Source organism: Salinivibrio sp. PR6, assembly GCF_001995955.1.
GTDB classification, from domain to species: domain Bacteria; phylum Pseudomonadota; class Gammaproteobacteria; order Enterobacterales; family Vibrionaceae; genus Salinivibrio; species Salinivibrio siamensis.
On the sequence record NZ_MUFA01000010.1, the window covers coordinates 28,023 to 51,716 of the forward strand.

The 23,694-nt window shown below is 49.8% G+C and carries 24 protein-coding genes and 1 pseudogene; 9 read left to right on the forward strand and 16 right to left on the reverse strand.

Features of this window, described 5'->3' with window-relative positions; genetic code table 11:
* Positions 1-96: 96 nt before the first annotated feature.
* Complete coding sequence (locus BZG72_RS10035; RefSeq protein WP_227986256.1) at positions 97-429, forward strand: XRE family transcriptional regulator; 333 nt, start codon at positions 97-99, stop codon at positions 427-429.
* Here BZG72_RS10035 and BZG72_RS10040 read toward each other — a convergent pair.
* From BZG72_RS10040 to pdsR, 4 genes are all read right to left on the reverse strand, one after another.
* Positions 397-603 (reverse strand): DUF1289 domain-containing protein, encoded by a 207-nt coding sequence (locus BZG72_RS10040; protein ID WP_046075919.1) that lies wholly within the window; start codon positions 601-603, stop codon positions 397-399. The genes BZG72_RS10035 and BZG72_RS10040 overlap by 33 nt on opposite strands.
* Before the next feature lie 91 nt (positions 604-694).
* On the reverse strand, positions 695-1,363 hold the full coding sequence (locus BZG72_RS10045) for a glutathione S-transferase family protein (protein ID WP_077666706.1): 669 nt from the start codon (positions 1,361-1,363) through the stop codon (positions 695-697).
* A 111-nt stretch (positions 1,364-1,474) separates the two neighbouring features.
* Complete coding sequence (gene pdsS / locus BZG72_RS10050; protein WP_077666707.1) at positions 1,475-3,700, reverse strand: proteobacterial dedicated sortase system histidine kinase; 2,226 nt, start codon at positions 3,698-3,700, stop codon at positions 1,475-1,477.
* Positions 3,697-4,395 (reverse strand): proteobacterial dedicated sortase system response regulator, encoded by a 699-nt coding sequence (gene pdsR / locus BZG72_RS10055; protein ID WP_077607234.1) that lies wholly within the window; start codon positions 4,393-4,395, stop codon positions 3,697-3,699. The genes pdsS and pdsR overlap by 4 nt, the downstream gene beginning before the upstream one ends.
* Positions 4,396-4,596: 201 nt before the next feature.
* Between pdsR and pdsO the strand changes: the two genes are divergently transcribed.
* Both pdsO and BZG72_RS10065 read left to right on the forward strand, forming a co-directional pair.
* The gene (pdsO, locus tag BZG72_RS10060; RefSeq protein ID WP_052708148.1) at positions 4,597-5,313 is read left to right on the forward strand and encodes a sortase-associated OmpA-like protein PdsO; all 717 of its coding nucleotides are present in this window, start codon (positions 4,597-4,599) and stop codon (positions 5,311-5,313) included.
* A gap of 102 nt (positions 5,314-5,415) precedes the next feature.
* Positions 5,416-5,844, forward strand: coding sequence for a GNAT family N-acetyltransferase (locus BZG72_RS10065; RefSeq protein WP_077579319.1), 429 nt, complete (start codon positions 5,416-5,418; stop codon positions 5,842-5,844).
* Between the two features lie 7 nt (positions 5,845-5,851).
* On the opposite strand, the gene BZG72_RS10070 is transcribed toward BZG72_RS10065, so the two are convergent.
* From BZG72_RS10070 to BZG72_RS10080, 3 genes are all read right to left on the reverse strand, one after another.
* A complete protein-coding gene (locus BZG72_RS10070) occupies positions 5,852-6,376 on the reverse strand; it encodes a methylated-DNA--[protein]-cysteine S-methyltransferase (RefSeq protein WP_077666708.1) in 525 nt (174 codons plus the stop codon).
* Between the two features lie 42 nt (positions 6,377-6,418).
* Positions 6,419-6,850, reverse strand: a complete 432-nt coding sequence (locus tag BZG72_RS10075; protein ID WP_046075914.1) for a DUF3010 family protein — start codon at positions 6,848-6,850, stop codon at positions 6,419-6,421.
* A 76-nt stretch (positions 6,851-6,926) separates the two neighbouring features.
* Entirely contained in the window at positions 6,927-8,078 is a 1,152-nt protein-coding gene (locus tag BZG72_RS10080; protein ID WP_077666709.1) for an HD-GYP domain-containing protein, read from the reverse strand.
* A 172-nt stretch (positions 8,079-8,250) separates the two neighbouring features.
* Between BZG72_RS10080 and BZG72_RS10085 the strand changes: the two genes are divergently transcribed.
* The 3 genes from BZG72_RS10085 to BZG72_RS10095 all read left to right on the forward strand — a co-directional run bounded on the left by BZG72_RS10085 (position 8,251) and on the right by BZG72_RS10095 (position 10,073).
* Complete coding sequence (locus tag BZG72_RS10085; protein ID WP_077666710.1) at positions 8,251-8,790, forward strand: NUDIX hydrolase; 540 nt, start codon at positions 8,251-8,253, stop codon at positions 8,788-8,790.
* An 11-nt stretch (positions 8,791-8,801) separates the two neighbouring features.
* A complete protein-coding gene (locus tag BZG72_RS10090; RefSeq protein ID WP_158075465.1) occupies positions 8,802-9,020 on the forward strand; it encodes a DUF3820 family protein in 219 nt (72 codons plus the stop codon).
* A 237-nt stretch (positions 9,021-9,257) separates the two neighbouring features.
* Positions 9,258-10,073, forward strand: coding sequence for a hypothetical protein (locus BZG72_RS10095; RefSeq protein WP_077666712.1), 816 nt, complete (start codon positions 9,258-9,260; stop codon positions 10,071-10,073).
* A 559-nt stretch (positions 10,074-10,632) separates the two neighbouring features.
* Here BZG72_RS10095 and BZG72_RS10100 read toward each other — a convergent pair.
* Positions 10,633-11,148, reverse strand: a complete 516-nt coding sequence (locus BZG72_RS10100; RefSeq protein WP_077666713.1) for a hypothetical protein — start codon at positions 11,146-11,148, stop codon at positions 10,633-10,635.
* Positions 11,149-11,356: 208 nt separating this feature from the next.
* Here BZG72_RS10100 and BZG72_RS10105 point away from each other — a divergent pair, with 208 nt between their 5' ends.
* Complete coding sequence (locus tag BZG72_RS10105; RefSeq protein WP_077666714.1) at positions 11,357-13,054, forward strand: SgrR family transcriptional regulator; 1,698 nt, start codon at positions 11,357-11,359, stop codon at positions 13,052-13,054.
* On the opposite strand, the gene BZG72_RS10110 is transcribed toward BZG72_RS10105, so the two are convergent.
* Entirely contained in the window at positions 13,051-13,704 is a 654-nt protein-coding gene (locus BZG72_RS10110; protein ID WP_046075909.1) for a hypothetical protein, read from the reverse strand. The two genes, BZG72_RS10105 and BZG72_RS10110, sit on opposite strands and share 4 nt — an antisense overlap.
* 418 nt (positions 13,705-14,122) lie before the next feature.
* On the opposite strand from BZG72_RS10110, the gene BZG72_RS10115 reads away from it, so the two are divergent.
* Both BZG72_RS10115 and BZG72_RS10120 read left to right on the forward strand, forming a co-directional pair.
* A complete protein-coding gene (locus BZG72_RS10115; RefSeq protein WP_046075908.1) occupies positions 14,123-14,551 on the forward strand; it encodes a hypothetical protein in 429 nt (142 codons plus the stop codon).
* 13 nt (positions 14,552-14,564) lie between these two features.
* On the forward strand, positions 14,565-15,605 hold the full coding sequence (locus BZG72_RS10120) for a L,D-transpeptidase family protein (RefSeq protein WP_077666739.1): 1,041 nt from the start codon (positions 14,565-14,567) through the stop codon (positions 15,603-15,605).
* Positions 15,606-15,707: 102 nt separating this feature from the next.
* On the opposite strand, the gene BZG72_RS10125 is transcribed toward BZG72_RS10120, so the two are convergent.
* The 7 genes and pseudogenes from BZG72_RS10125 to pulA all read right to left on the reverse strand — a co-directional run bounded on the left by BZG72_RS10125 (position 15,708) and on the right by pulA (position 23,659).
* Positions 15,708-15,953 carry an Lpp/OprI family alanine-zipper lipoprotein gene (locus BZG72_RS10125; RefSeq protein ID WP_046075907.1) on the reverse strand — a complete coding sequence of 82 codons (246 nt, stop codon included), beginning with the start codon at positions 15,951-15,953 and terminating at the stop codon, positions 15,708-15,710.
* A 175-nt stretch (positions 15,954-16,128) separates the two neighbouring features.
* Positions 16,129-16,605 carry a copper chaperone PCu(A)C gene (locus BZG72_RS10130; RefSeq protein WP_052708145.1) on the reverse strand — a complete coding sequence of 159 codons (477 nt, stop codon included), beginning with the start codon at positions 16,603-16,605 and terminating at the stop codon, positions 16,129-16,131.
* A gap of 2 nt (positions 16,606-16,607) precedes the next feature.
* A complete protein-coding gene (locus BZG72_RS10135; RefSeq protein ID WP_077666715.1) occupies positions 16,608-17,195 on the reverse strand; it encodes an SCO family protein in 588 nt (195 codons plus the stop codon).
* Positions 17,192-17,674, reverse strand: coding sequence for a hypothetical protein (locus BZG72_RS10140; protein ID WP_077666716.1), 483 nt, complete (start codon positions 17,672-17,674; stop codon positions 17,192-17,194). Before BZG72_RS10140 ends, BZG72_RS10135 begins: the two co-directional genes overlap by 4 nt.
* Positions 17,675-18,604 carry a DUF368 domain-containing protein gene (locus BZG72_RS10145; protein ID WP_077666740.1) on the reverse strand — a complete coding sequence of 310 codons (930 nt, stop codon included), beginning with the start codon at positions 18,602-18,604 and terminating at the stop codon, positions 17,675-17,677.
* Between the two features lie 168 nt (positions 18,605-18,772).
* Positions 18,773-20,413, reverse strand: a pseudogene (locus BZG72_RS16535) (PAS domain S-box protein); the annotation flags it as partial.
* Between the two features lie 369 nt (positions 20,414-20,782).
* Complete coding sequence (pulA, locus tag BZG72_RS10155; protein ID WP_241832541.1) at positions 20,783-23,659, reverse strand: pullulanase-type alpha-1,6-glucosidase; 2,877 nt, start codon at positions 23,657-23,659, stop codon at positions 20,783-20,785.
* Positions 23,660-23,694: the final 35 nt, after the last annotated feature.

Sequence of the window (23,694 nt, forward strand, 5' to 3'; positions counted from 1 at the left end):
AACAGGATTGCTAGGCTGGATGCTTTTAAATGATAGCCAGTGGAAACCGTGATGACCTTTAATGACCAAGACAGACAGGCTTTGTACGAAACATGGATGTCTTATAAAGCTAAAGCTCGGATTACCCAGATAGAAATGGCAAAAAAGCTTGAGATCAGTCACCTTAGCTTCTCTCGGTGCATTCATGGTGACGCCGTGCTCGATAGTCGGTTTGTGTTTGCGTTTTGCCAAGCTATGGGGGTGGAGCCGAACAAGGTCATACCGAGCTTGCGCGATCGTGAACAGGTTGATCAAGACGTGCTCGTCACCAGTAAAGTGATTGTCGATGGGGCGATTGAAGCCGTGCATTATGAAGGAAGCACGGTGATCATTGAGTATCGTAAGCCGCTTGCGCCTTCAGCCAGTGCGGCGCTTGAACGGGTTTCGTGACCGATAAGAGGGAACGGCAGAGGTAGGATCGGGCCGTTTGGGGAGTTGCGCCATAATGGATTCGCGCTCATCGTCGGTCATTTTTCCCCAGCGGACAATTTCATCAAGTGTACGTTTGCAGCCGACGCAAATATCGTCTTCACGTCGACAATGACCAATGCAAGGTGTTAACACGCGAGCTCCTCAACACAAATAAATGACAGACAGGCCGCGGGATACGCTGCCTGTCTGGTACCTAAGATTACGATCTAGTATAGCGATTTTGCTATCGCGTCACCATGCCACGTACTTGTTCGGCACGTTCGTCGTCCGTTGCCTCGTTGGGCGCGGGGGTGAGTAAGGCTTTTTGACAAGCAGGGCGCGCGGCAAGTTTATCGAGCCACGCGCTGAGTGCGTCTAATCCGCTGACATCAACGCCACTCCATTCGTGAATCCTTGCCCATGGCCAGGTCGCCATATCGGCAATGGTATAGCTATCCCCTGCCAAGTAAGGATGCTGTTGCAGTTGCTTATCCACCACTTCAAGCAGGCGGCGGCCTTCTTTTTGATAGCGCTCAATGGCGGCGGGGATTTTTTCAGGAAAATAACGATAGAAGACATTGGCTTGCCCCATCATTGGCCCCACGCCCCCCATTTGAAACATCAGCCACTGAACGGCTTGTGAGCGTGCCTTGGGCTCGCTGGGTAAGAATTGCCCCGTTTTTTCTGCGAGATAGAGTAAAATCGCCCCGGACTCAAACACCGGAAAGTCGCTATTGGCTTTATCGACAATCGCGGGAATGCGACCGTTGGGGTTGATGGCTAAGAAGTCAGGCTGTTTTTGCTCATTTGCCATCAAATCAACGCTGTGTAGTTGATAATCCAGCCCCATCTCTTCTAGTGCAATCGCAACTTTTTGGCCGTTGGGTGTCGCGGCAGAATAAAATTCAATCATATTGGCTCCTTGCTCGGGGCGTCACGCTATGTGTGACCCCATGAAAAGTGCGGGCCCTTATCAGTGTCGGGCACTATTAGTCAGTATTGGGGCCAATAGGGTTGAGATCAATCAGTGTGTCATTAACTGTGTATTGGGCCAAATAAGTGACAGTGTCACTCCATCTTTTTGTGGCCGGTTGTCAGCGACAAGATCGGCTTGATGAAAGTCAGCGATCAACCGTGCGATATACAGTCCTAAGCCAAGGTGCGGTTTATCCGCGCCGTGACCTTCAGGGCGGACACTGACCATAGAGTTAAACAATTGCTCGCGCATATGCTCGGGAAGCAATGGGCCGCTATTGCTGACGGTCATCGCGACCTGATGCGCATTTTGTGACAGCGATAAGGCGATGGGGGTGGCGCCGTTGTCAAACTCCACCGCATTGGCGATAAGCTTGTCGAGTAATTGTGCCAGATAATCAGGGACACCTAACACGTTTACCGTGTGGTGGGGAAGGCTTAAGGTAAAGGTCTTATCTGGATAAGCGAATTGGTAGCCTTGGGTACAGCCTTCAAGTAGGGCATTGAGATCCACCATCTCTTTATCGGCGTTATCAAAGCTCTGTTCTAGGCGTGTGGCCTCGGTTAACGTCGATAAAATGCCCGCTAAGCGGTGAACACCGTCTTGCGCGCGGTTAATATAGGTCAGTTGATCGGGGTTTTCCTGGGTGTAGGCCATGTTCTCAAGCGAGGAGCGCACCACGGCAATCGGTGTGCGTAGCTCGTGGGATAACCGTGAGCTCATGGCCTCCAAGTAGTGATTATACCCGGCAATTCGGCTGACCATATCGGCCATGGTGCGTGATAGTCGACCAATTTCATCATGGCTATGTGTGGTGGTGATATGCCCGGTAACCCGGCCTTGGCTATCGATTGCATGATCGGCCTCGTGCTGGAGGCGACGTAAACGCTTAGCGATATGCGATCCAAACAAGAGCAGTAAAAGCACGCCGGTACATATAACCGCCAGCATGACTGAAAACAGGGTTTCTAACGCTTCATTACGTAAGCTGCGAATGCCATTGGTCGTCTCTTCGACGATCACTGCACCGGCGACACGGTCGTCAAGCCAGATGGGATAAGCGGCCGATAAAATCATTGCTTGATTGTCGTCTGAGCTGCGCCAGCCTGCGTAAGGCCGCCCCTGTAATGCTTGCTGTGCTTGCACCCCTTGGTAGATGGATGCTTGTTGCATGGCGTCGACAAAGTGATCGGGTGGCGTCACGAGCAAGCGGTCATACCAGGGGCGCAGTAGTGTGTCGGTTATCCAGGGGATCAACCCTTCTGATTGGTCTGAGGGCGACTGAGGCTGCCAAACGCCATTGGAGGTTTGAATATCGCCGTCTTTGGCGAGCACGCGACTGTGTTTGTCGACTACCCAAACCCGCGAGGCGTCGTTATTCATTCGCTCAATCAAAGATTGGATAGCCGCAGAGGGCATCATAAAGCTGCCTAATGAGGTGGGAGCGCGCGTTGAAGCACTGCCAATAATGGCGTTGAGTGGCCGCTCAAAACCATTGCCGCGATCATAGTAGGCGAGAGCCAGCTGCTGGCCGACCCAATTTGCCGGGAGTTTCACCTCAATGCTGTAACCCTTGTCTGTCGGTTGCCATTTTGCAGCAATAGGTAGAGGCTGAGCCGGGCCTTCTGTCGAGGTCTGGTCAGCTAACGTGGGTAGTCCACTGGTCAGGTGACGGATGTGAGCATTATTGCTGTTACTGTCTTGGCTGAGCGCAACACGATAAAAGGCACCTTGGGGGGAAGTGAGCGCCAAGATCATGTGATCTTGGCTGGTGATATCGCCGGTACGCTGTGCTGGGGTAGGACTGGCATCGGTCACTGTGATGCCAAAGTATACGGCATCTCCATTACTCCCAGTGAGCACAGATAACGCTAATTGATTGCTGTGGTAGGGACCTTGGTTAAAAATAAGCCCATCACGCTGATAGTGGCGTTGATGGTGGCGGTCGCGCTGCCAGTCGCCTAAGTCACCGTCCAAGGTGATTGGATGATTGAGGCGAAACGCGTGCAGATCTTTTCCTGGGTCGAGTTGAGAGGGGATGTCTCGATAGGAAAACAAGCTGGGCCTGTCGTTCATCCCCATGGCGAAAGCGCGCGCGGTGCCCATCAAAGTCTGTTCTTGTCCCTGTCGTAAGACGTTTTCCATCTCCCACACATATTGATAACCCAGGTAGGGCAATAGGAGCAAAAAGCTCGATAGCACCACAATCTTGGTACGGATACCCGCGATGTGTTGCCATAATTGTTGGGCAAGCAAGTGTAACTTCGCGTTCATTCGGGTGCCTCATCCCAACGGTAGCCCATGCCATAAACGGTACTGATGCAATCAAACTGTTCATCAACCACCATGAATTTTTTACGAATTCGTTTAATGTGTGAGGTAATGGTGCTGTCATCCACCACAGCATGTGCTTCATCCATGAGTGCTTGACGACTTTTAACATGCCCGGGTCGTTTGACGAGGGCGTGCACCATCCAAAATTCGGTCACGGTGAGATCAATCAGTTGGTCATGCCAATAGACCTGCATACGATCAAGATCGAGGTAAAGAGGACCACATTGGAGACGCTTATCTTCTTTTGAGGGGGTTTGTGCCAAAAGATCAGAGCGCCGGAATAATGCGGCGATACGTGCCATGAGGTGTGGGAGGGAAACATCTTTAGTGAGATAGTCATCCGCGCCCATCCGCAAACCAACCACGGTATCAATATCACTGTCGCGGGCGGTGAGGAATATAATTGGCACCGTCGCCGACACGGCGCGGAGGGATTGGCAAAGAGCAAAACCACCATCGATCTCACTGCCTAAGCCAATATCAATGATTGCTAGATCGGGCAATTGCCGCTCAAAGGCCGCTTGCGCGCTGGGCCGGTCTTGGTAGGTATGGACTTGGTAACCTTGGCGGCGGATAACATCGGCGTAGTTTTCTCGGATCGCCGCTTCATCTTCCACTATCGCGATGTGTTTCATAACTCTGTCTTCTTACTTGCGTTGTGATGACTATACCCAAACTGTGTGCAGAGAAAACCCTCTTCGCGTATGAAACGTAAATTGCCATTTTTTTGCCACTATTGATCGCCAGATTGCCATTTTTACTCCCGCAAAATGCCTTAAGTGCTTGCTGTAATAACGCCATATCAAACAGCACGATTCATCGTAAGCGAGGATAAGATGGATATTAAAAAACAACTGATTCACTCTGTATTTGCCGTTTCAATGTTCGCCGTTGCCACGCCACAAGGGATGGCCGCCAGTGAGGTTGAACGTAATAAACAACCCGAGTTGATCGGGATGGGAAGCGGCGCTATCGCGGGAGCGGTGGTGGCGGGTCCTGTCGGCGCGGTGGCAGGGGCCATTATTGGTACCGTGATGGGGCAAAATGCCAGCTATGAAAATTTGGCCACCGAGCAGGATGAAACGATTCAAACTATCCGGGATGAGAATCAATCATTGAGTCGCATCAGCCAAAAATATAATGAAGCGCAGCTTGAACTCGCGCGGTTACGCAGTGCGCAGAATCAGGTGGAAGACCTTACGCTGGCGATGAATATTCAATTTCGCACGAGCTCGGCTGATATTGAGCCGCACTTTATGATCCAGCTTGATGAGCTCGCAGGATTTATTCAACAAATGCCAAACGCTCAATGGCAACTCGCAGGCTATGCCGATCCAAGAGGACGTCAAGGCTATAACCAAGCGCTATCGGAACGTCGTGTGCAGGCCGTAAAAGATTATCTTGTGTCCGTGGGCGTCGATCCGCGTCAGCTCAACACGGTGGCGTATGGAGACAGTCAGCCACTGGATAGCCAAGCGGGGAATGAGGGCTTTTTCTTTGACCGCCGCGTGACAGTAAGCCGTATGTCGGGGACGCAAACCGCCCAGCGTTAGTCACTAATACGTGCGAGTGTTGCGACGTGATAACTCATAAAACCTCACCGGCAGATTGAACGGCGGTCTGCGGGTGGGGAAACCCAAACAAGGAAGGCGACAATGATAAGACAAGCCACTGATAAAGATATAGAAACCATTAGCCAACTCTGCGCCCATTGCCAGTCAGATGAGATAGACAAACGTCAGATGCACCGGCACATCAAGCATCTACTTAATCAGGACTTGGTGTCAGTGAGCGTGGCCGAGCTTTGCGGTTTGGTGGCGGGTGTGGTGGTCTGTCAAGTGATCCCACAATTAGGTTTGTCAGGCCACGTGGGTCGTATTAGTACCATTATTGTCGACGAGCCATTCCGCGATATGACGTTGGGACGCCAACTGCTTAATGCTGCCGAGCAGGCGCTGATAGCAAAAGGATGTGATCACATTGAAGTGGTCCCAAGCTACCAAAAAGACGACGCACAAAGCTTTTATATCCATTGTGGTTTTCATCTGACCCCGGAACGGCTGACCAAACCGCTTGCCGCCTGAGTGGAGACTAAGGCAGCGCTGGATCTGTGCTGGTCAGCGCATTGGAGACGTAATCGGGCCACTTACCTGTGGCCTCCCAAATCAACAAGGTGCGTTTGGCGGTTAAACCACCCCCATAGCCGACCAACTGACCTTGACGGCCAATAATCCGGTGACAGGGGACAATAATCGAAATCGGATTCTTGCCATTCGCACTGCCCACGGCTTGGTTGGCTTTTGGGTTACCGATAAGATGAGAGATGGCTTGGTAACTGGTCGTTTCACCAAAGGGAATGGATTGAAGTGCCTGCCATACGCGCTGTTGAAAGGCCGTTCCCTGCGGTGCAAGTGGCACCGAGAATGTCTGTCGCGTACCCGCAAAGTACTCATCCAGTTGATGGCAGGCAAGATCGAGAATGGCGACGCTGTCTTGCGAACTGTCTTGAACAAGGTGATTAGGTGCGCGGTTAGGGAGATACAGAGCCGTTAATCCCTGGCTATTGGCCTGCAGTGTTAATGGCCCTAGCGGGGAAGAGTAGATTTTCTTGCTCATGGTACCTCCGTGTTCGACGCGTTTTTTTTGTCTTTATTACTGTTATTTTTTGTCTTTATTACAATAGGCGCACGCGGTTAGAAAGGCATTTTCCTGAAATTGCTTCAAGCCTAGCTCTTTTAAGTTTACATCGATGGGATGACGTTTTAGCGTTTGTTTCATCACGCTGGAGGAGAAGACTTCGGCGTCAACGCCTTCGATCAGTTGTAGGGCGGCCTCCATTTTAAAGCCGGCACTACTACCCGCGAACTTCCCTTTGGTTTGGCGCTCGCGAATAATGATTTTATCCACCTGATAATCTTCGATGAGCTTGCTCATGGTACGATGGAAATGTTGAATGCTCTCTTGCGCTTCTGGCGAGGGCAGCGTGATTTTCTTGGCTCGACACTCAGGTACCGAAAACAAATCGTTGTCACTGTCGAGTAACACAACATTCGCTTCGTTAGCTTTTAAATCAACCGCGCAAACTCTCATTTTTCTCTCTCTTTCTTAAAAGGCATTGTCACTGAGGGAGGGCAGTATACGCAAAAGCCCTCGCCTCGTCACAGGATTAACGAAATGCATCGACATTGATATCAAGGGCTGTCTCGCTGGTGGCGCGGGCGATACGCAAATCATGGCGCTTAGCGAGATCAATATACTCCACTTCACGAAACCGGTGACTGCGGACTGAATAAAACAACTTGACCACAGGGCGAGTCAAGTCGTCGAGGTTTTCTTGCCATACCAAGCCAACGCGTCCATCCGCTAACTCAACGAGGGAGCCAACGGGGTAAAAGCCAATACACTGAATAAAGGCGCGCAATAAATTGGGATCCAAATGAAACGGCGTGAGTCCCATCATGATCTTAAAGGCTTCAGACGGTGACATCGCTCGTTTGTAACAACGATCCGCGGTCAGTGCATCGTAAATATCGACAATGCCACTCATGCGGCCAATGGTATGTAACGCTTCGCCTTTTAGCCCGTTTGGGTAACCATTGCCATCCAGTTTTTCGTGATGCATTAAACTCACATCGCGAGCAATTTGTGATAAGTCAGGGATACTATCCAGTACCGGCTGAGAAAATACTTGGTGGAGTTTCATGTGGTCGAACTCTTCAGCGGTCAGTTTTCCCGGTTTATTGAGCACTTCGTCGGCAACTAGCACTTTACCAATATCATGCACCAGCCCACCGACGGCGAGCTCTTGCAAGGTCGCGTGATCAAACCCTAGATGCCTGCCAAAACTCACCAACAAAAAGGCCACGTTGAGCGAATGCTCCATCAGGTAAGCACTTTTATCTCGAATGCCACTGATCCAAGCAATGGCGTGCTGACGTTCAAAAATGTTGTCGACAATGTCACTGCCCAATGCCTCAAGGGGCGCGACATCAATGGCTTTATTGGCATAGATGTCATTTAACAAGCGACTCAGTTGTTGCTTCGACGAATCGATGAGCGCGCGTGCTTTGTCGATATCCGCGCCGGTTGACGCATACTTACCTTGATAGAGTGCGCCTTTGTACTGGATTTCATTGATATCTAGGATCTGATCAGCATCTACCCAAACATAGTTAACACCACATTGTTTTAGTTTTTGGATTGTCTCGGGACGGCGAACATAGCCAGGTTTGGTCATCCGGGTGGGTGACTGGGCTGTTTCTATTTGTTCCACGTACATCCCGAGTGTCAGCTTGTGGATACTAATTTTCTGCAGCATCGTACCCAGTCCTACCTTGTGTGTTTATCACCAATAATACTAATGATTTTTGGGCGGCTTAAGGTATCGGGTGCGAGACATATTTCATTTTTGTGCACCTGTTAGCGCCTTTCTGCTCTCTTGTTTGGTTGTGCTATACTCCCGCGCTTGTTTTTTGACTATCTGAGTAGTAATGGAAATCATAGCCAAATATACGGATGAGCGGGTGCTGCCGCTGCAAAATAAATCCGTCATTAAGCGCGACGCAGCACGCGCGATTGCCTTAGATGGCGATGAGATTTTGCTGATGTATACCGCACGTTATGATGATTATTCGCTCCCCGGTGGCGGTATGGATGCGGGCGAAACCCCAGAGCAAGCCATGATCCGTGAGCTGCGAGAAGAGACGGGCGCACGACAGATCCGTGATATCACCCCATTTGGCTGTTTTGAAGAGTACCGCCCTTGGTACCGAGATGGTGCGGATGTGATGCATATGTTGTCATACTGCTTCTACTGTCGCGTTGATCGAGATCTCGGTACACCGACCTTTGAGCATTATGAAATCAATAATGGTATGCGACCCGTGTGGGTGAGCCTTAATCATGCGATTGCGCATAACAAAGCAGTGATGGCGAACAGTGCCAAAGCCGGGCAATCGTTGATACGTGAAACCATGTTGCTTGAAATGATAGCAAGTCAACGTCTTGAACAGCGACATGCGACAGCCTAAAACGGGATGCATTGATGGATAAACAACAGCTTATGAAATTAGCCACAATGCCCATGCCATTCGGCAAATACGCTGGGCGCGTGTTGATTGATCTGCCAGAGGAATATCTGTTGTGGTTCCAAAACAAAGCCGAGTTTCCGAAAGGCGAGTTAGGAGAGCTAATGAAGCTGTGCCTGGCACTCAAAGTTGAAGGCTTAGAAAGTGTCGTTAAGCCTTTGAAGCGGATGTAACCTGCCCCGACCCAAACAGTCAGGTCACCCGCCTGGCTGTTTTTTCCCTCATCTCGCGCTGGTGACGAGAAGAAAGCTCTCTCGGTTGCTTAGATTTCTCTTGTCCCAGTGTGAGTTTGGATGATTGAATACTAAATTCACGAAAGATCCATTTGACTTACTTTTTGTAATGCAAGTAATGTGTAGATAAAACCATGATTGATTCACAGAGTCCAAAGATTAGCAATAGAGAGTAGAATGTTCGAAAAAAATAAAGGGTTGCTTGTTAGCATTGTTATTACTACTTATTTGATAATAATGATCACTTTACATCGATATCCTGATATGTCCGTTGGTGATTTAGCAAGTATTTTTGCAGCGCTAACATCAACAGCAGCTATTGCTTTTACTGTTATTTCAGCAAAAAATCAGAAAAAACAATGGCTCAACGACAGTTTTATAAAGTATGAGGCTGAACAACTACTAAATTTCCGTAAGATGTTAGTTGAAGCTGATGACTCAATAAGTTTTTTCCTAAACACATATCTGCAACCTGATAACAAATATGGGGGAACACCACCAAAACAAGCACCCCAAATAAAATACTCAGAATTGTCTGCTCACTTCAACCAACTGGTAGAACTGAATGACTACTACAATACAAATCAACATATTTTTCGAAAGCATAGATTAGAACGAAAGCTTGAGTGTATTACTTTGCTCTTAGAGTCAGCTCGATACGCTCCTGAACGAGATATCAACTACCAACTTATTGGAGAAGAAGATTCGATCTGGACTTATAGAGTTGAGGATGAGGTGCTCGAACAGATTTTGAGTTTCAATGTTTTTGCACATATCCATTTTGATATTAATCCAAATCAATCAGAATCAATCGATGAAATGAATGCATACTTGCAAAAAGACCGCTTTAAAGAGTTGGAAAGATTACGAGGTCTCACAGGACAATCTTTGCTATCATTATCGTTTGACATAAACAAACTTACTACGTTTTCAGATACCGCATTACCATCATCGTTCAATGGCTATAGAAAAAAGTTTTTTACTAAAAAGTAAAATAGCGATAGCTAAAGCCACTCCAACGATGATGGCAAGTATGGTATTTAATATAGTTACTGTACCGATAAAAATAAAAGCTTTCCATACTATTAGTAATCTATATCTTTCTATATTGATGAGGAACACAACACACGTCTGTCTAGGACCTTCACAGATGGCACTTCTAACCGTCATTTCGCACCTAATTACCTATTAAATTATGTGACTCTCGTCACGTTTAGAGTGACTGGGTCATTCAATGGTGGCTACCCAACTTGGTTTCTGATGGTCGTACTCGATTAAACTATCTCTCACTACTATCAGGAGGTTAAACGTGACTCGTCATCAAAAATCACATGCCTTTCTGCTAGTGCCTCAAAGGCAGCAAGATTTTGCAATTATCATGAACGTGTCGGCATCTTCGGCGAAATAAATTTTAAAAATAGCTGCGGAATCTCGGTTCTAAACTCAGAAGTGCCCACAAAAAATCCCGCTTTCTTCTCCCAAACACAACACTATCTTTACGGTTAAGCGCTCGTTGAATGATGAGCGTTGTAAGGTCGCTTGAGCGTCAGGGTTATCCGGCAATCACCCATTGGCGGTTGTTGTCGGTCGCCTCCATCATTGCGCGTAGAAGTTGTGCGCGGGCGTCGTCACTGGGGGCAATCAGATCATAAATACCACTGACCGTTTGACCGTCTAACACCGTATCGACCCGCATGGCGGCGGCGCAGGTTTCCCCGTTTTGGGTGCCGATACAGAGCGACACCGTGGCGTCAGCGATTTCAACACCATCTTCAAGCGCAAGCTGGGCAAAGTAAGCGAGCATATTGGCACGATCTGACTCTGGCCACTGTTGCGCCTGAAGCTTGGCATACTGAATCATCAGTGGGTGATTGTCGACCCAATAGAGAGTGAGTGGCTGATGAGTTGGTGCGTCAGGTTTGTCAAAAGGGTGTGGGGGATGAGCAGTGGCATGATAGATATCAAAACCCGCAAGGCTTTCCTTGGTTGGGAATTGCGCTTTTTTTACGTGGCAAGCCATCCAGCGTTGTTTGATATCAAAATGGGAAATAATAGCCGACGCGATCATAAACACCCTACTCATTATCGACAAAGAGAGGCATCATAACTGAGTCAGACGGAATAACAAACGTCTGCTCGTGAAAGCCGGTGATTATTGCCTGCCAGAGATCACAGCCTGAGTGCGTGTGATCAAGATATGAGCAGACGCTATGCCTTGTTCTGCGTAAAATAGGAAATACTTCCACTGGTTTTTGTGATTGTTGGGTTCCTCTTTTATGTCAGGTCAGCGACTTCGTGCTCAGTTCTCCCGCCTTTATCATCATTTCAATGGCGAAAACACCGATACAACGTTACAAGCTGTGGCGGATATTTTGGTATGTACGCGGCGTAATGCGCGAATGGTGCTCAGTAAGTTAGAAGAGCAAGGATGGTTAACGTGGCAGCCTTCCGTGGGGCGGGGCAAGCTCTCTCGTTTAGCGTTTTTACGAAGTGAAATGGCACTGCGAGAAGAGCAGGCAGCACATTGGTTGGCGCAGGGCAAAATGGATCAAGCCTTGGCGTGCCTTGATCATGACTCCACCAAGCTCGCCGCCTTAATTCAAAAACAAATGGGACCGAGTACGCAAAACGGGCGGCAAATTGTTCGCCTGCCCTATTACCGTCAGCTTGAGACGCTGGATCCGCGCGAACCTTTGCGTCGCTCAGAGCAGCACTTGGTCGGTCAAATTTTTAATGGTTTGGTGCGTTATCGTGGTAATGAACGTACTGTGACATCGGATTTAGCCCATCATTGGGAAGCGTTGTCGCCGACACATTGGCGATTTTACCTTCGTCCTGGTGTCCGCTTCCATGATGGTCAGCCAATGCGCGAGCAGGATGTGATAGCGAGCCTATCGGCGCTTTCTACGCGGCGTTTTTTTGCTCATCTTTCGCGTGTTGACTCGCCGGGCCCGCGAATGATTGATGTACATCTTTCGTCTCCCGACTCAAGGTTTGATCATGCGCTTACCTTGCCAGAAGCGGTCATTCGTCCTGCTGAGCGCCATCCAAGTCAATCCCTTGGTTATCAACCGATTGGGACAGGTCCTTATCGCGTGGCAGAGAAACAGCCACACCGCTTAGTGCTCGAGGCATTTGATGATTATTTTGGTTATCGTGCCCTGACCGATGAAATCCAGATTATGGTGTTTGATGAGGCCGCAATGTGCTATCTCACTCCCAGCACCTCACTGACGCCGGAGAGATTAGCAAGCCATCAAACCACGCTGAGTCAAAAGTTAGAAATGGATCAGGGGGCTGGTTACCTGTTGTTGAATTGTCGCGATGGATTAGCGAAGCAACCCGCATGGCGTGAATACCTGCATGCAAAGCTGTCATCGCTGCAATTACTGCCACGCTTGGCGCATTGTGGAATGGGTGAGTACCGATTGTTCAATGCGTATGGGCTGATGCCAGGTTGGATGCATCATGGTCTTTCGTCCATGTCGCCAGTTGCCCCGTCACCAACGTCACTGACCGTGGCGTATTTATCCGATCATCCTTTATACCCGCTTATCGCCAAGGCAATACACGCGCACTTACTTGAGGATGGTATTCAAGTGAAAACCTTGGCATTGTCATCCGCCGACTACTTTAGTGGTCAATATGGCCGCAAAATCGACATCTGGTTAGGGGCGATGAGCTTTGGTGAACGCGGGCAGGCGGGGTTATTTAACTGGCTAGGGACGCATGATCTGGTATTGAGTGCCTGCACAGATACCATGCTCGAGTCCATTGAGCGTCATACTCAGCGCTGGCGAGAGACACAAGACGATAGCTGTGCTGAGCACTTAGCCCGTCGCCTGGTTGAGCATCAAATGGTGCCCTTGTTTCATATTTGGATGGGTGTCATGGCGACGCCAGATCTCCAAGATGTGGCATCGAATGCGGTGGGATGGTTTGATTTCAAAGCCGTGTGGCACAAACCACATTAAAGACTGCTATTATCCTCTTCAACACCGAGCGGAAAGGTGGCGGTGAGCAAAAGGTATTTGTGCAGGGGTAAGCCATCTTTTTTGCGAAACAAAGGGTGAAAGATACGATATCGCCCCTCGGTTAACCCCAAGGGCGCGATGGTCTCAGCCAGGCTCGATGTTGCGCTGGTCAAGCGTATTCCTTGCGCGCGATAGGCGTCTGCGTGGATAGGTTGGTGTCCCAACCACCAAGAAGGAACAGCCTTACTGGCGTTGGTGCGGTCAATCCAGTGGTCACTGACCACAATGACACGCCCAGGCTCGGCAGGGTTTGTGATGCCATGATTCAGTAGCCAAGCAACGTCACGCACCAAGGCATCACGACAGGCGTTATTACCACTGAGTAGGCGATGGGCCAGTATGTATATCGCGCTGCCGTCAAGTTGTAGCTGATAGACGGTTTGGCTATGTGGTCGGGTATCGTCGAGCAAATTAAACGTTGCGGGTTTATCATGCGCCTCGAGAACCCGCATGAGTCGACGTGCGAGTGCTTTGCCCATGTGGGGATCACGCATTCCCCGATTGTGGACTGTGGGATAGTGATGCTCGCACAATTTGACACAATCTTGCTGAAACTGGCGCAGTGCCAGCGAGACCAGATCATCTAACAAAAACCCGTTACTCCTACCAAAAACGTCTTGAAAGCGGATGCTGCCTTGTCACGCATACTCATAAAGGCGCACAGACTAAAGTATGCAGTATATCACTTAAATCGCCCAATAAATCAGGGAGAAACGCTACTTTGTGCGCACTTTCTCATCGATGGGCGGGGCGAGCGGCGATCGTTGTCATGTTGTGACTGATTAAAGCGGCATGGTTTGTACGCTTTGTACCTTTCCGTATTGGCAGATTATTGCCTCTTTCTGTGGGTGCTTGGTGATGCGTTCACCTCGTAACGCGAGTGATCACCGTATTCTTGCCTTGCCTGCCTAGCTCAGAGGGAAACCTAGCCCCGTTTTATGGCTTTATAACCTTGGCACTAAAATTGCTTTAATCCATGTGCTTATCACAGTAATACAACGGAATACCATGAATTTTAACCTTTGGCTTCGTGCGGCAGTCTGTTTGGCTGTTGCCTCATTTCCCGTTTCTTCTTACGCGGCTGATGGCCTTGCTGCGGGGGTTTTCCTTGGTTCGCCAATGTCTGGTGTGACCTTGAAGCAAAACCAATTTAAAATTCAAGCTGGCATCGATAAGGTGGGAGTGGCCGTCGATGGAACTTGGAATTTGGGTGAATGGCTCGGGCGGATGGAATATGCGCCTATGTATGTCTATGCCGGAGGTCAGTGGGTAGATGATTCAACGCATCAGTGGGGACCACGTGCCGGGCTCGGTGTGACTCTTCCGGTGGGTACGGGTGATGTGGAACTATTTGCAGAAGCGGGCACCACTTGGTATTGGGAGGAGAAAGGCGATATTGAGTTTGAAGGCGCTGCTGGAGCACGAGTTTATTTCTAACCTCTCTTGGCCGATGGTAGGCAAAGGTGCCATACAGAGATTATTAGCCTGTGTGGTACTTTGGGTGTTAGCTGTGCCGACAGCATTTGCCACCCCGTATCCGTTACCCACCGACGGCAGTCGACTTGTTGGCTATCCAGAGGCGCACATCGTCAAAGAGGGCGAGCACTTAGAAGCCATTGCTAAACACTATGATATGGGGTTTCTAGCGCTTTTAGCGCTCAACCCAGGGATTGATCCCTACTTGCCTGAGCCTGGCTCTCTGGTGCGCTTACCCAACCAGCTCTTGTTGCCCTCACCACCTCACTCAGGGATAGTGATCAACCTTGCTGAACTACGCCTGTATTATTTTCCTGAACCAGACGCTAAGGTAACGGGAGAAAAGGCGGACGCGCAACGTGATGTTCATGTGTTTCCCATCGGGATCGGTAGAGTGGGTCGCGAAACCCCCACAATGAACACCTATATTAGCCAAAAGCGCGAACATCCGACTTGGACGCCACCGCAGAGCATTCGTGAGGAATATAAAAAACAGCGTGGCATCATTTTGCCTGATGTGGTGCCAGCAGGGCCAAACAACCCCTTAGGTGAGCATGCGCTAAGGTTGGGCTTCGGTAACGGTGAGTATTTGATTCATGGCACTAACAAGTCGTTTGGTATTGGGCTGCGAGTCAGTGCTGGCTGTATCCGGCTTCGACCTGACGATGTGGCATGGCTGTTTGAGCAAGTGGATGTCCACACCCCGGTTAGAATTATCAATCAACCCGCGAAGCTAAGCGTTGAGCCTGATGGGCGAGTGATGGTAGAGGCGCATCGTCCTTTGTCAAAAAATGAAAAAGAGACCAAAGCGCGTTTATCGGTTGAGCCTGATCCTCAGGTGTTAGCGATTTTAGCGCGGCTGGAACTGTCACCTCGGCGCTACCGAGCGGCGTTATCTGTCCAAGAAGGCGTGCCGACAGAGATCGCTACACTGACCCCAGCACAGTTGAAAGCCTGGCAGCGTCTAGAGCATGTGGACGTAGATGCTAAGCAAATGACGCGATCTGAGCAGTAAAAGTCCGGATAAGGCGGATAAGATCACAGCATAAAAAAACGGCGCATCGCGCGCCGTTATTCATTGTTTGTTCAGCGAGTAATCGGTGCTTTAATCGATACGCTATTTCGTGTAAGACTGCGCCATATTATCAATGCGCTTATTGGCACGTTTTGCTTCGTCATATGCCATTTGAGAGGTATCTTTGGTATCGCTCACGTCGCTTTTCATCATAGATACATCATTCGATAATGCATCGACTTTCGCTGATAAATCATCAACGCTTTGCTGTAACGCTGTGTTGCTGGTACAACCGACGAGCAACATGCTCGATGCGACGGCAGCTAGCGCCATTGGACGGATTTTCATAAATAACCTCGCTATTGTTGTTTGTCATAGCAATCGCGTCATTAGGGTCACGCATCCACGCGACTATTGTCAACCTTAGACGCTTAAACGCATTTTTGCTGGATAATCCTTTACTTAAATAGCAGAGCTTGACCGAGTTAACACTTAGCGAGGTAAGAGGTATCCGATATTGTGCTTATTCGTGGTTTGCGTGCATCTCTTTGTTGTGATGTTTCATGCCCGCCATGACCGATTTCACTGGGATCTGCTTGGTGAGTGAATGACCGTCCGCGGTGTTTAATGTCAATGAAATGTGCTCGCCTACTTTGAGTGGCTGAGTCAGATCAAACAACATTACATGTAGGCCACCTGGCTTTAGGGTCACTTGCTCGCCTTCAGGCACCAGGATTTGCGCAATTTGTCGCATTTCCATCATGCCATCCACCATAGCATGCTCATGCAACTCTACCCGTTTCGCTGCCGGCGTGCTCGCACTCACTACCCGTTTTAGCACCTTGCTTTGATTATCGAGAACCATGAAAGCGGCGCTATTTGGTGCGCCTGGTGCAGTGGCCCGCGCATAGGCATCATGAATAAAAAACTCACCATGGGCATGCACGAATGGTGCAACCATAAAGGCGATAGCGGCAACAAAAGATTTGAATGATGTCATTGTTATTCCTTATTTTGATCAGTCACCCGTTCAATCGCTGCGATCAGCATTTCAGGGTTTAAGGTGTGAGGGACTTTCTCTACGAGTTCACCGTTCGGTGAAAGAAAATAAAAAAAGGAGCTATGGTCAACGGCATAGTCCATGGCGGAGTCTTCCAGCTCGGTGATGCGATACAACACACCGTAGCGCTTTGCCAGCTGCGCAATTTGCGCCTCAGAACCACTGACACCGGTGATGGCCGGATGGAAAAAATGGGCATACTCCGCCGCTTTTTCGCTTGTATCACGCTTTGGGTCGAGGGTGATAAAGATTGGCGCCACCGCGTTTCGTGTCGACTCAGGGAGCGATTTTAACGCGGCAGATAACACGGCGAGCGAAGTGGGACAAACGTCAGGACAATGGGTATAGCCGAAATAAACAATACGTGGACGTGGGTCATCGGTATTGTAAAGATTAAACGGTTGCCCTTGTGATTGTAATGCCCCCGCCTGAGCCTGTTTTTGTGACGTTTGATAGTTGTCAAATAGCGCGCGGGCACCTAAGCCAAAACAAACGGCAATAATGGCGACAAGCCAAGCTTTCTTACTCATAGTCGCTCCATGCGTACTTTAATGGGGAACAGCGTGTTTGCGTCAGCATTTAGGGTAATGGTTCCTGCCCAGGTCATGCTGTCTTCGGTGCAAACGGGCAGCATCAGTTGCCCTTGATAAGTCAGTTTATCGGTTTGTTTAAGCACCAGCCGATATTCACCCATGTTCATTTCGACGCCTTTGAGCTTAACGAGCAATGTATCCGTGTTAAGCGCTTGGGGGGCGGTCACAGTGAGGGTATTGGCGTGTAGTGGATGAACATCCGGATTGCCCAAGCGAGCTTGATAGCCCTCGTATTGGCACGTTTGCTGATTGAGCGAGCAGTAGGCGGCTGGCGCGATAGTTGTACTCGAGGCGGTCGAGAAAAAGCCAGACAGCCACGAGGGGAGAAAAAAAGCTATCACTGCCAGCATCGCAATACTGGCGGTGATTATTAAGGGGTGACTCACGGCGAGCCGTGAGGAGGGTTCATTCATCATCTATTCCTGCTCAGGCGAGAAACGCTCCAGCAATAATACCAGCACAAAGCCACCTATCATGGCAACGATAGCCAAGCCAACTTGTGCCGAGTGTCCCACGATTGCCTCGTAGGTGCCGGGTAAAAGGTTATCTTGCACGAGGGGGACTTGTTCACCGGATGAATTTGTACGCCATGTGAGTGTGTGTTTCCAAGGCCAAATTTTGCCCAATGTGCCCAACATCAGACCGGTGAGAAACGCGAGCGTCAGTGCATAATAGCGGCGCAGCAGCCAGGACAATAGGTGCGAAAACGTCAGTAAGCCCGTTACTGCGCCGACAGCGAACAATCCTAATAAGCCGAATTGCGCTTGGTGAACCGCATCCAGAATGGGGCTGTACATTCCCAGCAATAGTAGGATAAAACTGCCAGAGATCCCCGGCAAAATCATGGCGCAAATCGCGATGGCACCGGCGAGAAAGACGGTGAGCGGACCCGCGGTGAGCTGCAGCGGGTTAGCAATGGTAATCCAGTAGGCAAACCCAATCCCTAATAGTACGGCGAGAACCGTTTTAGGCCGAACCTTGGGGGCGGGCAACTGTTTGGCAATATGCAACGCTGAGGCGATGATCAAGCCGAAGAAAAACGACCAGAGCGGGATCGGATGATGGGTGAGGGTCCAACTGATCCCTTTTGCCAAACCAGCAATGCTGGTCAGAATGCCAGCTAAGAGTACACAAAGAAAGGTACCGTTAACATGTTGCCAGACCGCCTTGAAGCCTTCCTTGCGCCACAGTGCAAAAAGGCGCGGCGTGATACGCCGAATACTCTCCAATAGCTGCGTGTAAATGCCAGTAATAAATGCGATGGTGCCGCCAGAGACACCAGGAACCACATCCGCAGCGCCCATCGCCATGCCTTTGAGGTAAGTTGAGACCAGGTTCTTGATCATAATGCCATTCATCGATAAAAGCTGAGACGCGCATTATACCGATATGAATGGTGAGTGATAGGCCTCCTTATGCTAGGACGACTAGTCGTCTTCGCCATTTAAATTTTGAAGTGCATCGGCTAATGCGCGAACGCGCTCGTTGGTTTGGTCGACTAGCCGGCGGATCTCTGCTGCAGACTCTCCCGAGCGTTGTGCCAATTGTCGTACCTCATCGGCGACCACGGCAAAACCTCGGCCCGACTCACCGGCACGAGCTGCTTCAATCGCCGCGTTGAGCGCGAGTAAGTTTGTTTGTTCGGCGATGCCGTTTATTACACCAATAATTTGTTGTATCTCGCTGCTAGATGCTTCGACTTTTGTCATCTCCTTCTCGGTGACATCAACCGCTTGAGCTCTATTGGTCACATCAATGCCGTAGGAGACGAGGTAAACAGGGTTTCCTTCGGAGTCAAAAATGGGGGCGACGACAGTATCGAAACGGCGTTCGCTTCCGTCTGCAGCGGTAAACGGCAGTACTTCTTTTATTTGTTGACCCGATAGCATATCACTAAATGCCGACTCTCCGAGCTTATTCTTAAGGTTGTTGCTTAGAATTTCTGAGTTTGATGCTGTTTCTGCGCGCAAGTGGTCGAGCATATACGAGTTAAACGAATCAGGTTTACCATCAAGCCGCCATTGCATAATCCCGTTGCTAACACTGATGGCTTCGAAGCGTCTTTCTGCTTCCAATGAGCGTTGCTTGGCTTCGGTGATATCAGCTTGAATGGAAATAAAGCTAGATAAGTGCCCGTTGTCATCAAAAATTGGATTGATAGAAACAGAAATCCAATAGGCATCACCCTGCTTGTTATAATTAAGGAGCTCGTCGTAAAAGGGTTCGCGGTTTTTTAGTTTCTGTGAAATCTTCGCGACTGTTTCGGTGTTAGTCCCTGGCCCTTGAAGCATAGTACCTGGTTTTTTGCCGCGCATTTCCGACATGGTATACCCGGTGAGTTTTTCAAACCCTTGGTTAACATAACGAGTATAGCCATCGGCATCGGTAATGATGACTGAATTATCTGTCTCATCCGCCACCATCGATAGCATTTTGAACTCTTCCCGACGCTCAACTTCTTCTGTGACGTCTTTGACAAACGCGGTGTATTGGATTTCGTTGTCGAGTTCAATTTTCGAGATCGAAAAGCTGCCCCAACGGTGCTCACCATCTTTGCGCACAACGGGCACTTCCCGCGTTGAACCCACAATTTTATTGATGCCAGTCCGGCGGTTTTTGTTGACCAATTCATCGTGCTCATGGCGGTGTTGCTCTGGCACCAGCATTTTGACATTGTTCCCTAACATCTCTTCACGTGTGTATCCCCACAAGCGCTCCGCAGAGCGGTTGGCGAAGGTGATAATGTTATTACCGTCAATGGTCACCACGGCATCCAATGCTTGTTCGAGCGTTTGGTTGACTATTTCTTGAGCTTGTTTTTGTGCAGAAATATCGTGAACAAACGCGGTGTAAGTAGATTTGCCAGCATGTTTAATGTGGTTCAACGAGATATTGACCCATACATGAGAGCCATCTTTTCGCTCTAATTGCACATCGCGAGAGGTTCCGACGATGCGATTTTCTTGGGTCATACGGTGATGATTAATGAACCCGTCATGACTGCCCCGAATTTCTTCTGGAACCAGCATTTTGACGTTGTTACCTAATACTTCATTGCGCTGATAGCCCCACAGTGATTCCGCAGCATCGTTGAAATAGATGACGTCATTTTTTTCGTCGATGGTCACGATAGCGTGTATCGACTGATCCAGTGTTTTTTTATAACGCCCATCAACGACCAAATCTTTTAACATTAACTTATTCCTTGTTGACCGCTCACACTCATCAATGGCTATTGATTAGTGTGATATCAGTTCCAATTAGAGAGAAATACCGTACCACATCCTGTACTCGGGTGTTGAGTGAACCGATCAGCGTTTATGCCAATAGCAACACAAAAAACGAGGAAATACTGTCAAAGCGTATTCAAGCGTTGATATCACTATAAATAACGCGAGCGCGGGCCATAAAACTAGTGTAATTAACGGCCTTTTAATGGGGGGACGCGGTCGATGAGGATTGTGCTACGGGTAGATGTCCGGGCGGCAAGTGAAACGGGGGAGCAGCACTCCCCCATATAATAGTTAAGGTTGATGAGGTTTCTCGAATACGGCGACGGACCAAGCGGGTACGGTGAGTTTGCCGTTGGTCACTTGAGCAGCCCTTTGGTTATACGCTATCGAGCGGTTGCCCGCATTAGCTTGCAAGCTGTGAAGTTGATAGCCGGTGGCGTCGATGTTGGCAAAGTCATTGACCGCCGTGCCTGAGGCATTGATCGCGACGATAATCCCGTCACGCGTTGCATCAATCGAGCTGTCGTGCAGACTGCCACTGTTATCAAGCTGCATCACAATTAGCCCTGGGATCTGTGAGGCGCCGGTGTTGTGAAAGCTGACACGTTGGTTAATCACGCTGCCTTGGCCTAAGTGGAACAGCCCTGACGACGCACGCAGCGCCACCAGCTCATTAAAGTAGCTGTCCATGTTGCTGATTGCCTGCGGTGTTGGTTTGGCCTCACTGTTGTGGTTAGCAATCACGGTTTCAATCGTTGGCCAGTTGTAGCCGTCTTTATCTTCACGCGGCAGCCCTTGATCCCACTGCGTGGTTTGTTGAGTAAAGTCGACGCGGTTATACCAATCGCCTGAGTCGTAGGAGTCACGCTGCATGGATTTTGAACGAAGCAGTTCGCTGCCCATGTGAATAAAAGGCACCCCTTGTCCCAGCAGTGCCGTTGAGAGTGACACGGCTTGGGCGCGGACGCGTGTCGCAAGCGGCATGGCGTAAGGGAATTTGTATTGATGGTTATCCCACAAGGTTTGGTTGTCATGCTTGGAGACATAGTTTTGAACCTCCCAAGCATCTTTTGCGTAGCCAGCCGGTTGACCGTTGTAATCGACCTCGTCACCGCGCACGACATCACCATTGGCAATCTGTAACTGAAAATCTTTTAAGTTACCCGCCATACCCAAACGAACGAGATCGGCATTATGCAAGGCACTGGCTCTTTCCCCACTGTCTTGCTGTTGTAAATCATTGGGGACGACCCATTGACCATTACCAAAGCCTTGGTTTTTGCGTAGGTACTCGCCACCATCGAATGGACCGCCGCCGCGAACCGCATCCCGAAGTCGGTCAGAGAATGAGCCAATACCGGTGCCTGCAAGGTTTGCTTGGGTGGCTTGGACAAACTGGCGATCGTTGGCGACTTCACCGAAGTTCCAACCTTCACCATAGAAATACACATCTGGGTTGATGGCGCGGGCAACGGCAAGTGTGTGCTCGATTTGGGCCAGCGGATGATGCCCCATCAAATCCCAACGGAAGGCATCGATTTTGTAGTCTTTCACCCAGGTGGCAATCGAGTCATCGATCAGTTTGGCAAACATGCGATGCTCAGGCGCGGTGTTTGAGCAGCAAGTGGATTGTTCAACGTCTCCAGTGACGGGGTTAAGGCGCTGATAATACCAAGGCACGACTTTATCCAGCACAGAATAGGGCCCTAAGCCTGCTTGGTGGGTGTGGTTGTAGACCACGTCCATTACCACATTCATGCCGATATTCTGTTTAATTGCCATGACCATTTTACGAAACTCGAGGATACGCGCGGTGCCTTCAGGCTCGGTCGCATAACTGCCTTCGGGCACGGTGTAATGGAAAGGATCGTAACCCCAGTTAAAGCTGTCGTGTTGACGCATCGCTGCCATCACCGTTTGCACATAGGGAGTGTCAGCGCTGTCTTGGGTGGCTAAATCCATTAATACCGCTTGGATGGTTTGATTGTTGTCGCACTCACTCGCCAGCCTTGGCGTCTCTTTCAGCGAAGGTGCTTTGTCACATAGCGTGGAGAAACGGTCGGTTAAATCGATACGCTGCGCCGTGTCTTCGTTGATGGAGGCAATATCAAACACGGGGAGCAGGTGTAAGTGGGTAACGCCGGATTGAGAAAGCGCTTTTAAGTGATTGACCGGGGCGGTGCTATTTTGGGTAAAAGCCAGATACTTACCGCGCAGATTGTCTGGTGTGGATTGATCGAGCGCGGAAAAATCACGCACATGCGCCTCATAAATCACGCTGTTGGCAGGGTTTTGCTGCGAGTAAGGTGCACTCAGCGTATCCCAGCCACTGGGTTTAAGCGCGGGCGCATTTAGATCCACCACCTGTGAATAGCTAGAGTTGGTCGATAAGCTATGTGAGTAAGGGTCAGTGACTTCGAGACGCTCGATACGATGTGTGGTTGGGTGATAGACCGATAGTTGATAGCGGTAATAGTCGCCATGATTCAGCGCGGTGGTGGCAACATGCCAGCTTCCTGAGTTGGCGTCGAAGTCCATTTTAATGGGTGTTTGGCGCTGCTTTGGCGCGTTTTGTTCGCTCCCCGATTGATAGGGCACTAGCGAGACTTGCTGTGCGGTGGGAGCCCAAAGACGAAATTCAGTGTGTCCCGCGTCAGGGATGGCACCATAGGTAAGTTTTTCGGCGTGTTCGGCATACAAGGCATCAAGCGCCCGCGCCGGTTGCACATCGGTTGCGGTTAGTACGGTGTCGCCGTCTTTGGCGATGGCGAGAATTTGTCCTTTGAGCCACTGCTTCAGGGCAATATTGGCGCTAACAAAGTCAAAGTCGAACCCTTTAACGTCGCCTTGCAAATGGGGAAACGATGTCTGCCAATTATCGCGGGTGGCAAGGGTGGATTCGACACTCGCAGTGGCGTTTTCCACTTGCTGCGTGTCCGGGTTATAGCGCATCGTGCCATCAGCGGAGTAATACAAGGTGAGCGAGGTGGCGTTGGTTTGATGAGTGAGCAGGGTATCGGCGTCAGCAAATAGCACACTGGCATCGCTAGTGCCCGCATCTCTAGGGGGAAAATTGGGGTCGTTTTCGATATTGCAACCCGCTAACGCTATGGTAGCTGCAACGGCGACCGGTGTGCCGAGTGGTTGCAAAAGGTGAGTGCGCTTCATTGATCTTTCCTCATTTATCAATACTGAGCGCAGCT

Bases quoted from the DNA above. Each gene is read 5' to 3' on its own strand.
- pdsO (WP_052708148.1), top strand. From the start codon at position 4,597: ATGGATATTAAAAAACAACTGATTCACTCTGTATTTGCCGTTTCAATG.
- BZG72_RS10140 (WP_077666716.1), bottom strand. From the start codon at position 17,674: ATGATGAATGAACCCTCCTCACGGCTCGCCGTGAGTCACCCCTTAATA.
- BZG72_RS10130 (WP_052708145.1), bottom strand. From the start codon at position 16,605: ATGACATCATTCAAATCTTTTGTTGCCGCTATCGCCTTTATGGTTGCA.
- BZG72_RS10115 (WP_046075908.1), top strand. From the start codon at position 14,123: ATGAATTTTAACCTTTGGCTTCGTGCGGCAGTCTGTTTGGCTGTTGCC.
- BZG72_RS10120 (WP_077666739.1), top strand. From the start codon at position 14,565: ATGGTAGGCAAAGGTGCCATACAGAGATTATTAGCCTGTGTGGTACTT.
- BZG72_RS10105 (WP_077666714.1), top strand. From the start codon at position 11,357: ATGTCAGGTCAGCGACTTCGTGCTCAGTTCTCCCGCCTTTATCATCAT.
- BZG72_RS10145 (WP_077666740.1), bottom strand. From the start codon at position 18,604: ATGATCAAGAACCTGGTCTCAACTTACCTCAAAGGCATGGCGATGGGC.
- BZG72_RS10085 (WP_077666710.1), top strand. From the start codon at position 8,251: ATGGAAATCATAGCCAAATATACGGATGAGCGGGTGCTGCCGCTGCAA.
- BZG72_RS10135 (WP_077666715.1), bottom strand. From the start codon at position 17,195: ATGAGTAAGAAAGCTTGGCTTGTCGCCATTATTGCCGTTTGTTTTGGC.
- BZG72_RS10065 (WP_077579319.1), top strand. From the start codon at position 5,416: ATGATAAGACAAGCCACTGATAAAGATATAGAAACCATTAGCCAACTC.
- BZG72_RS10045 (WP_077666706.1), bottom strand. From the start codon at position 1,363: ATGATTGAATTTTATTCTGCCGCGACACCCAACGGCCAAAAAGTTGCG.
- BZG72_RS10035 (WP_227986256.1), top strand. From the start codon at position 97: ATGTCTTATAAAGCTAAAGCTCGGATTACCCAGATAGAAATGGCAAAA.
- BZG72_RS10080 (WP_077666709.1), bottom strand. From the start codon at position 8,078: ATGCTGCAGAAAATTAGTATCCACAAGCTGACACTCGGGATGTACGTG.
- pdsR (WP_077607234.1), bottom strand. From the start codon at position 4,395: ATGAAACACATCGCGATAGTGGAAGATGAAGCGGCGATCCGAGAAAAC.
- BZG72_RS10100 (WP_077666713.1), bottom strand. From the start codon at position 11,148: ATGATCGCGTCGGCTATTATTTCCCATTTTGATATCAAACAACGCTGG.
- BZG72_RS10070 (WP_077666708.1), bottom strand. From the start codon at position 6,376: ATGAGCAAGAAAATCTACTCTTCCCCGCTAGGGCCATTAACACTGCAG.
- pulA (WP_241832541.1), bottom strand. From the start codon at position 23,659: ATGAAGCGCACTCACCTTTTGCAACCACTCGGCACACCGGTCGCCGTT.
- BZG72_RS10075 (WP_046075914.1), bottom strand. From the start codon at position 6,850: ATGAGAGTTTGCGCGGTTGATTTAAAAGCTAACGAAGCGAATGTTGTG.
- pdsS (WP_077666707.1), bottom strand. From the start codon at position 3,700: ATGAACGCGAAGTTACACTTGCTTGCCCAACAATTATGGCAACACATC.
- BZG72_RS10125 (WP_046075907.1), bottom strand. From the start codon at position 15,953: ATGAAAATCCGTCCAATGGCGCTAGCTGCCGTCGCATCGAGCATGTTG.
- BZG72_RS10095 (WP_077666712.1), top strand. From the start codon at position 9,258: ATGTTCGAAAAAAATAAAGGGTTGCTTGTTAGCATTGTTATTACTACT.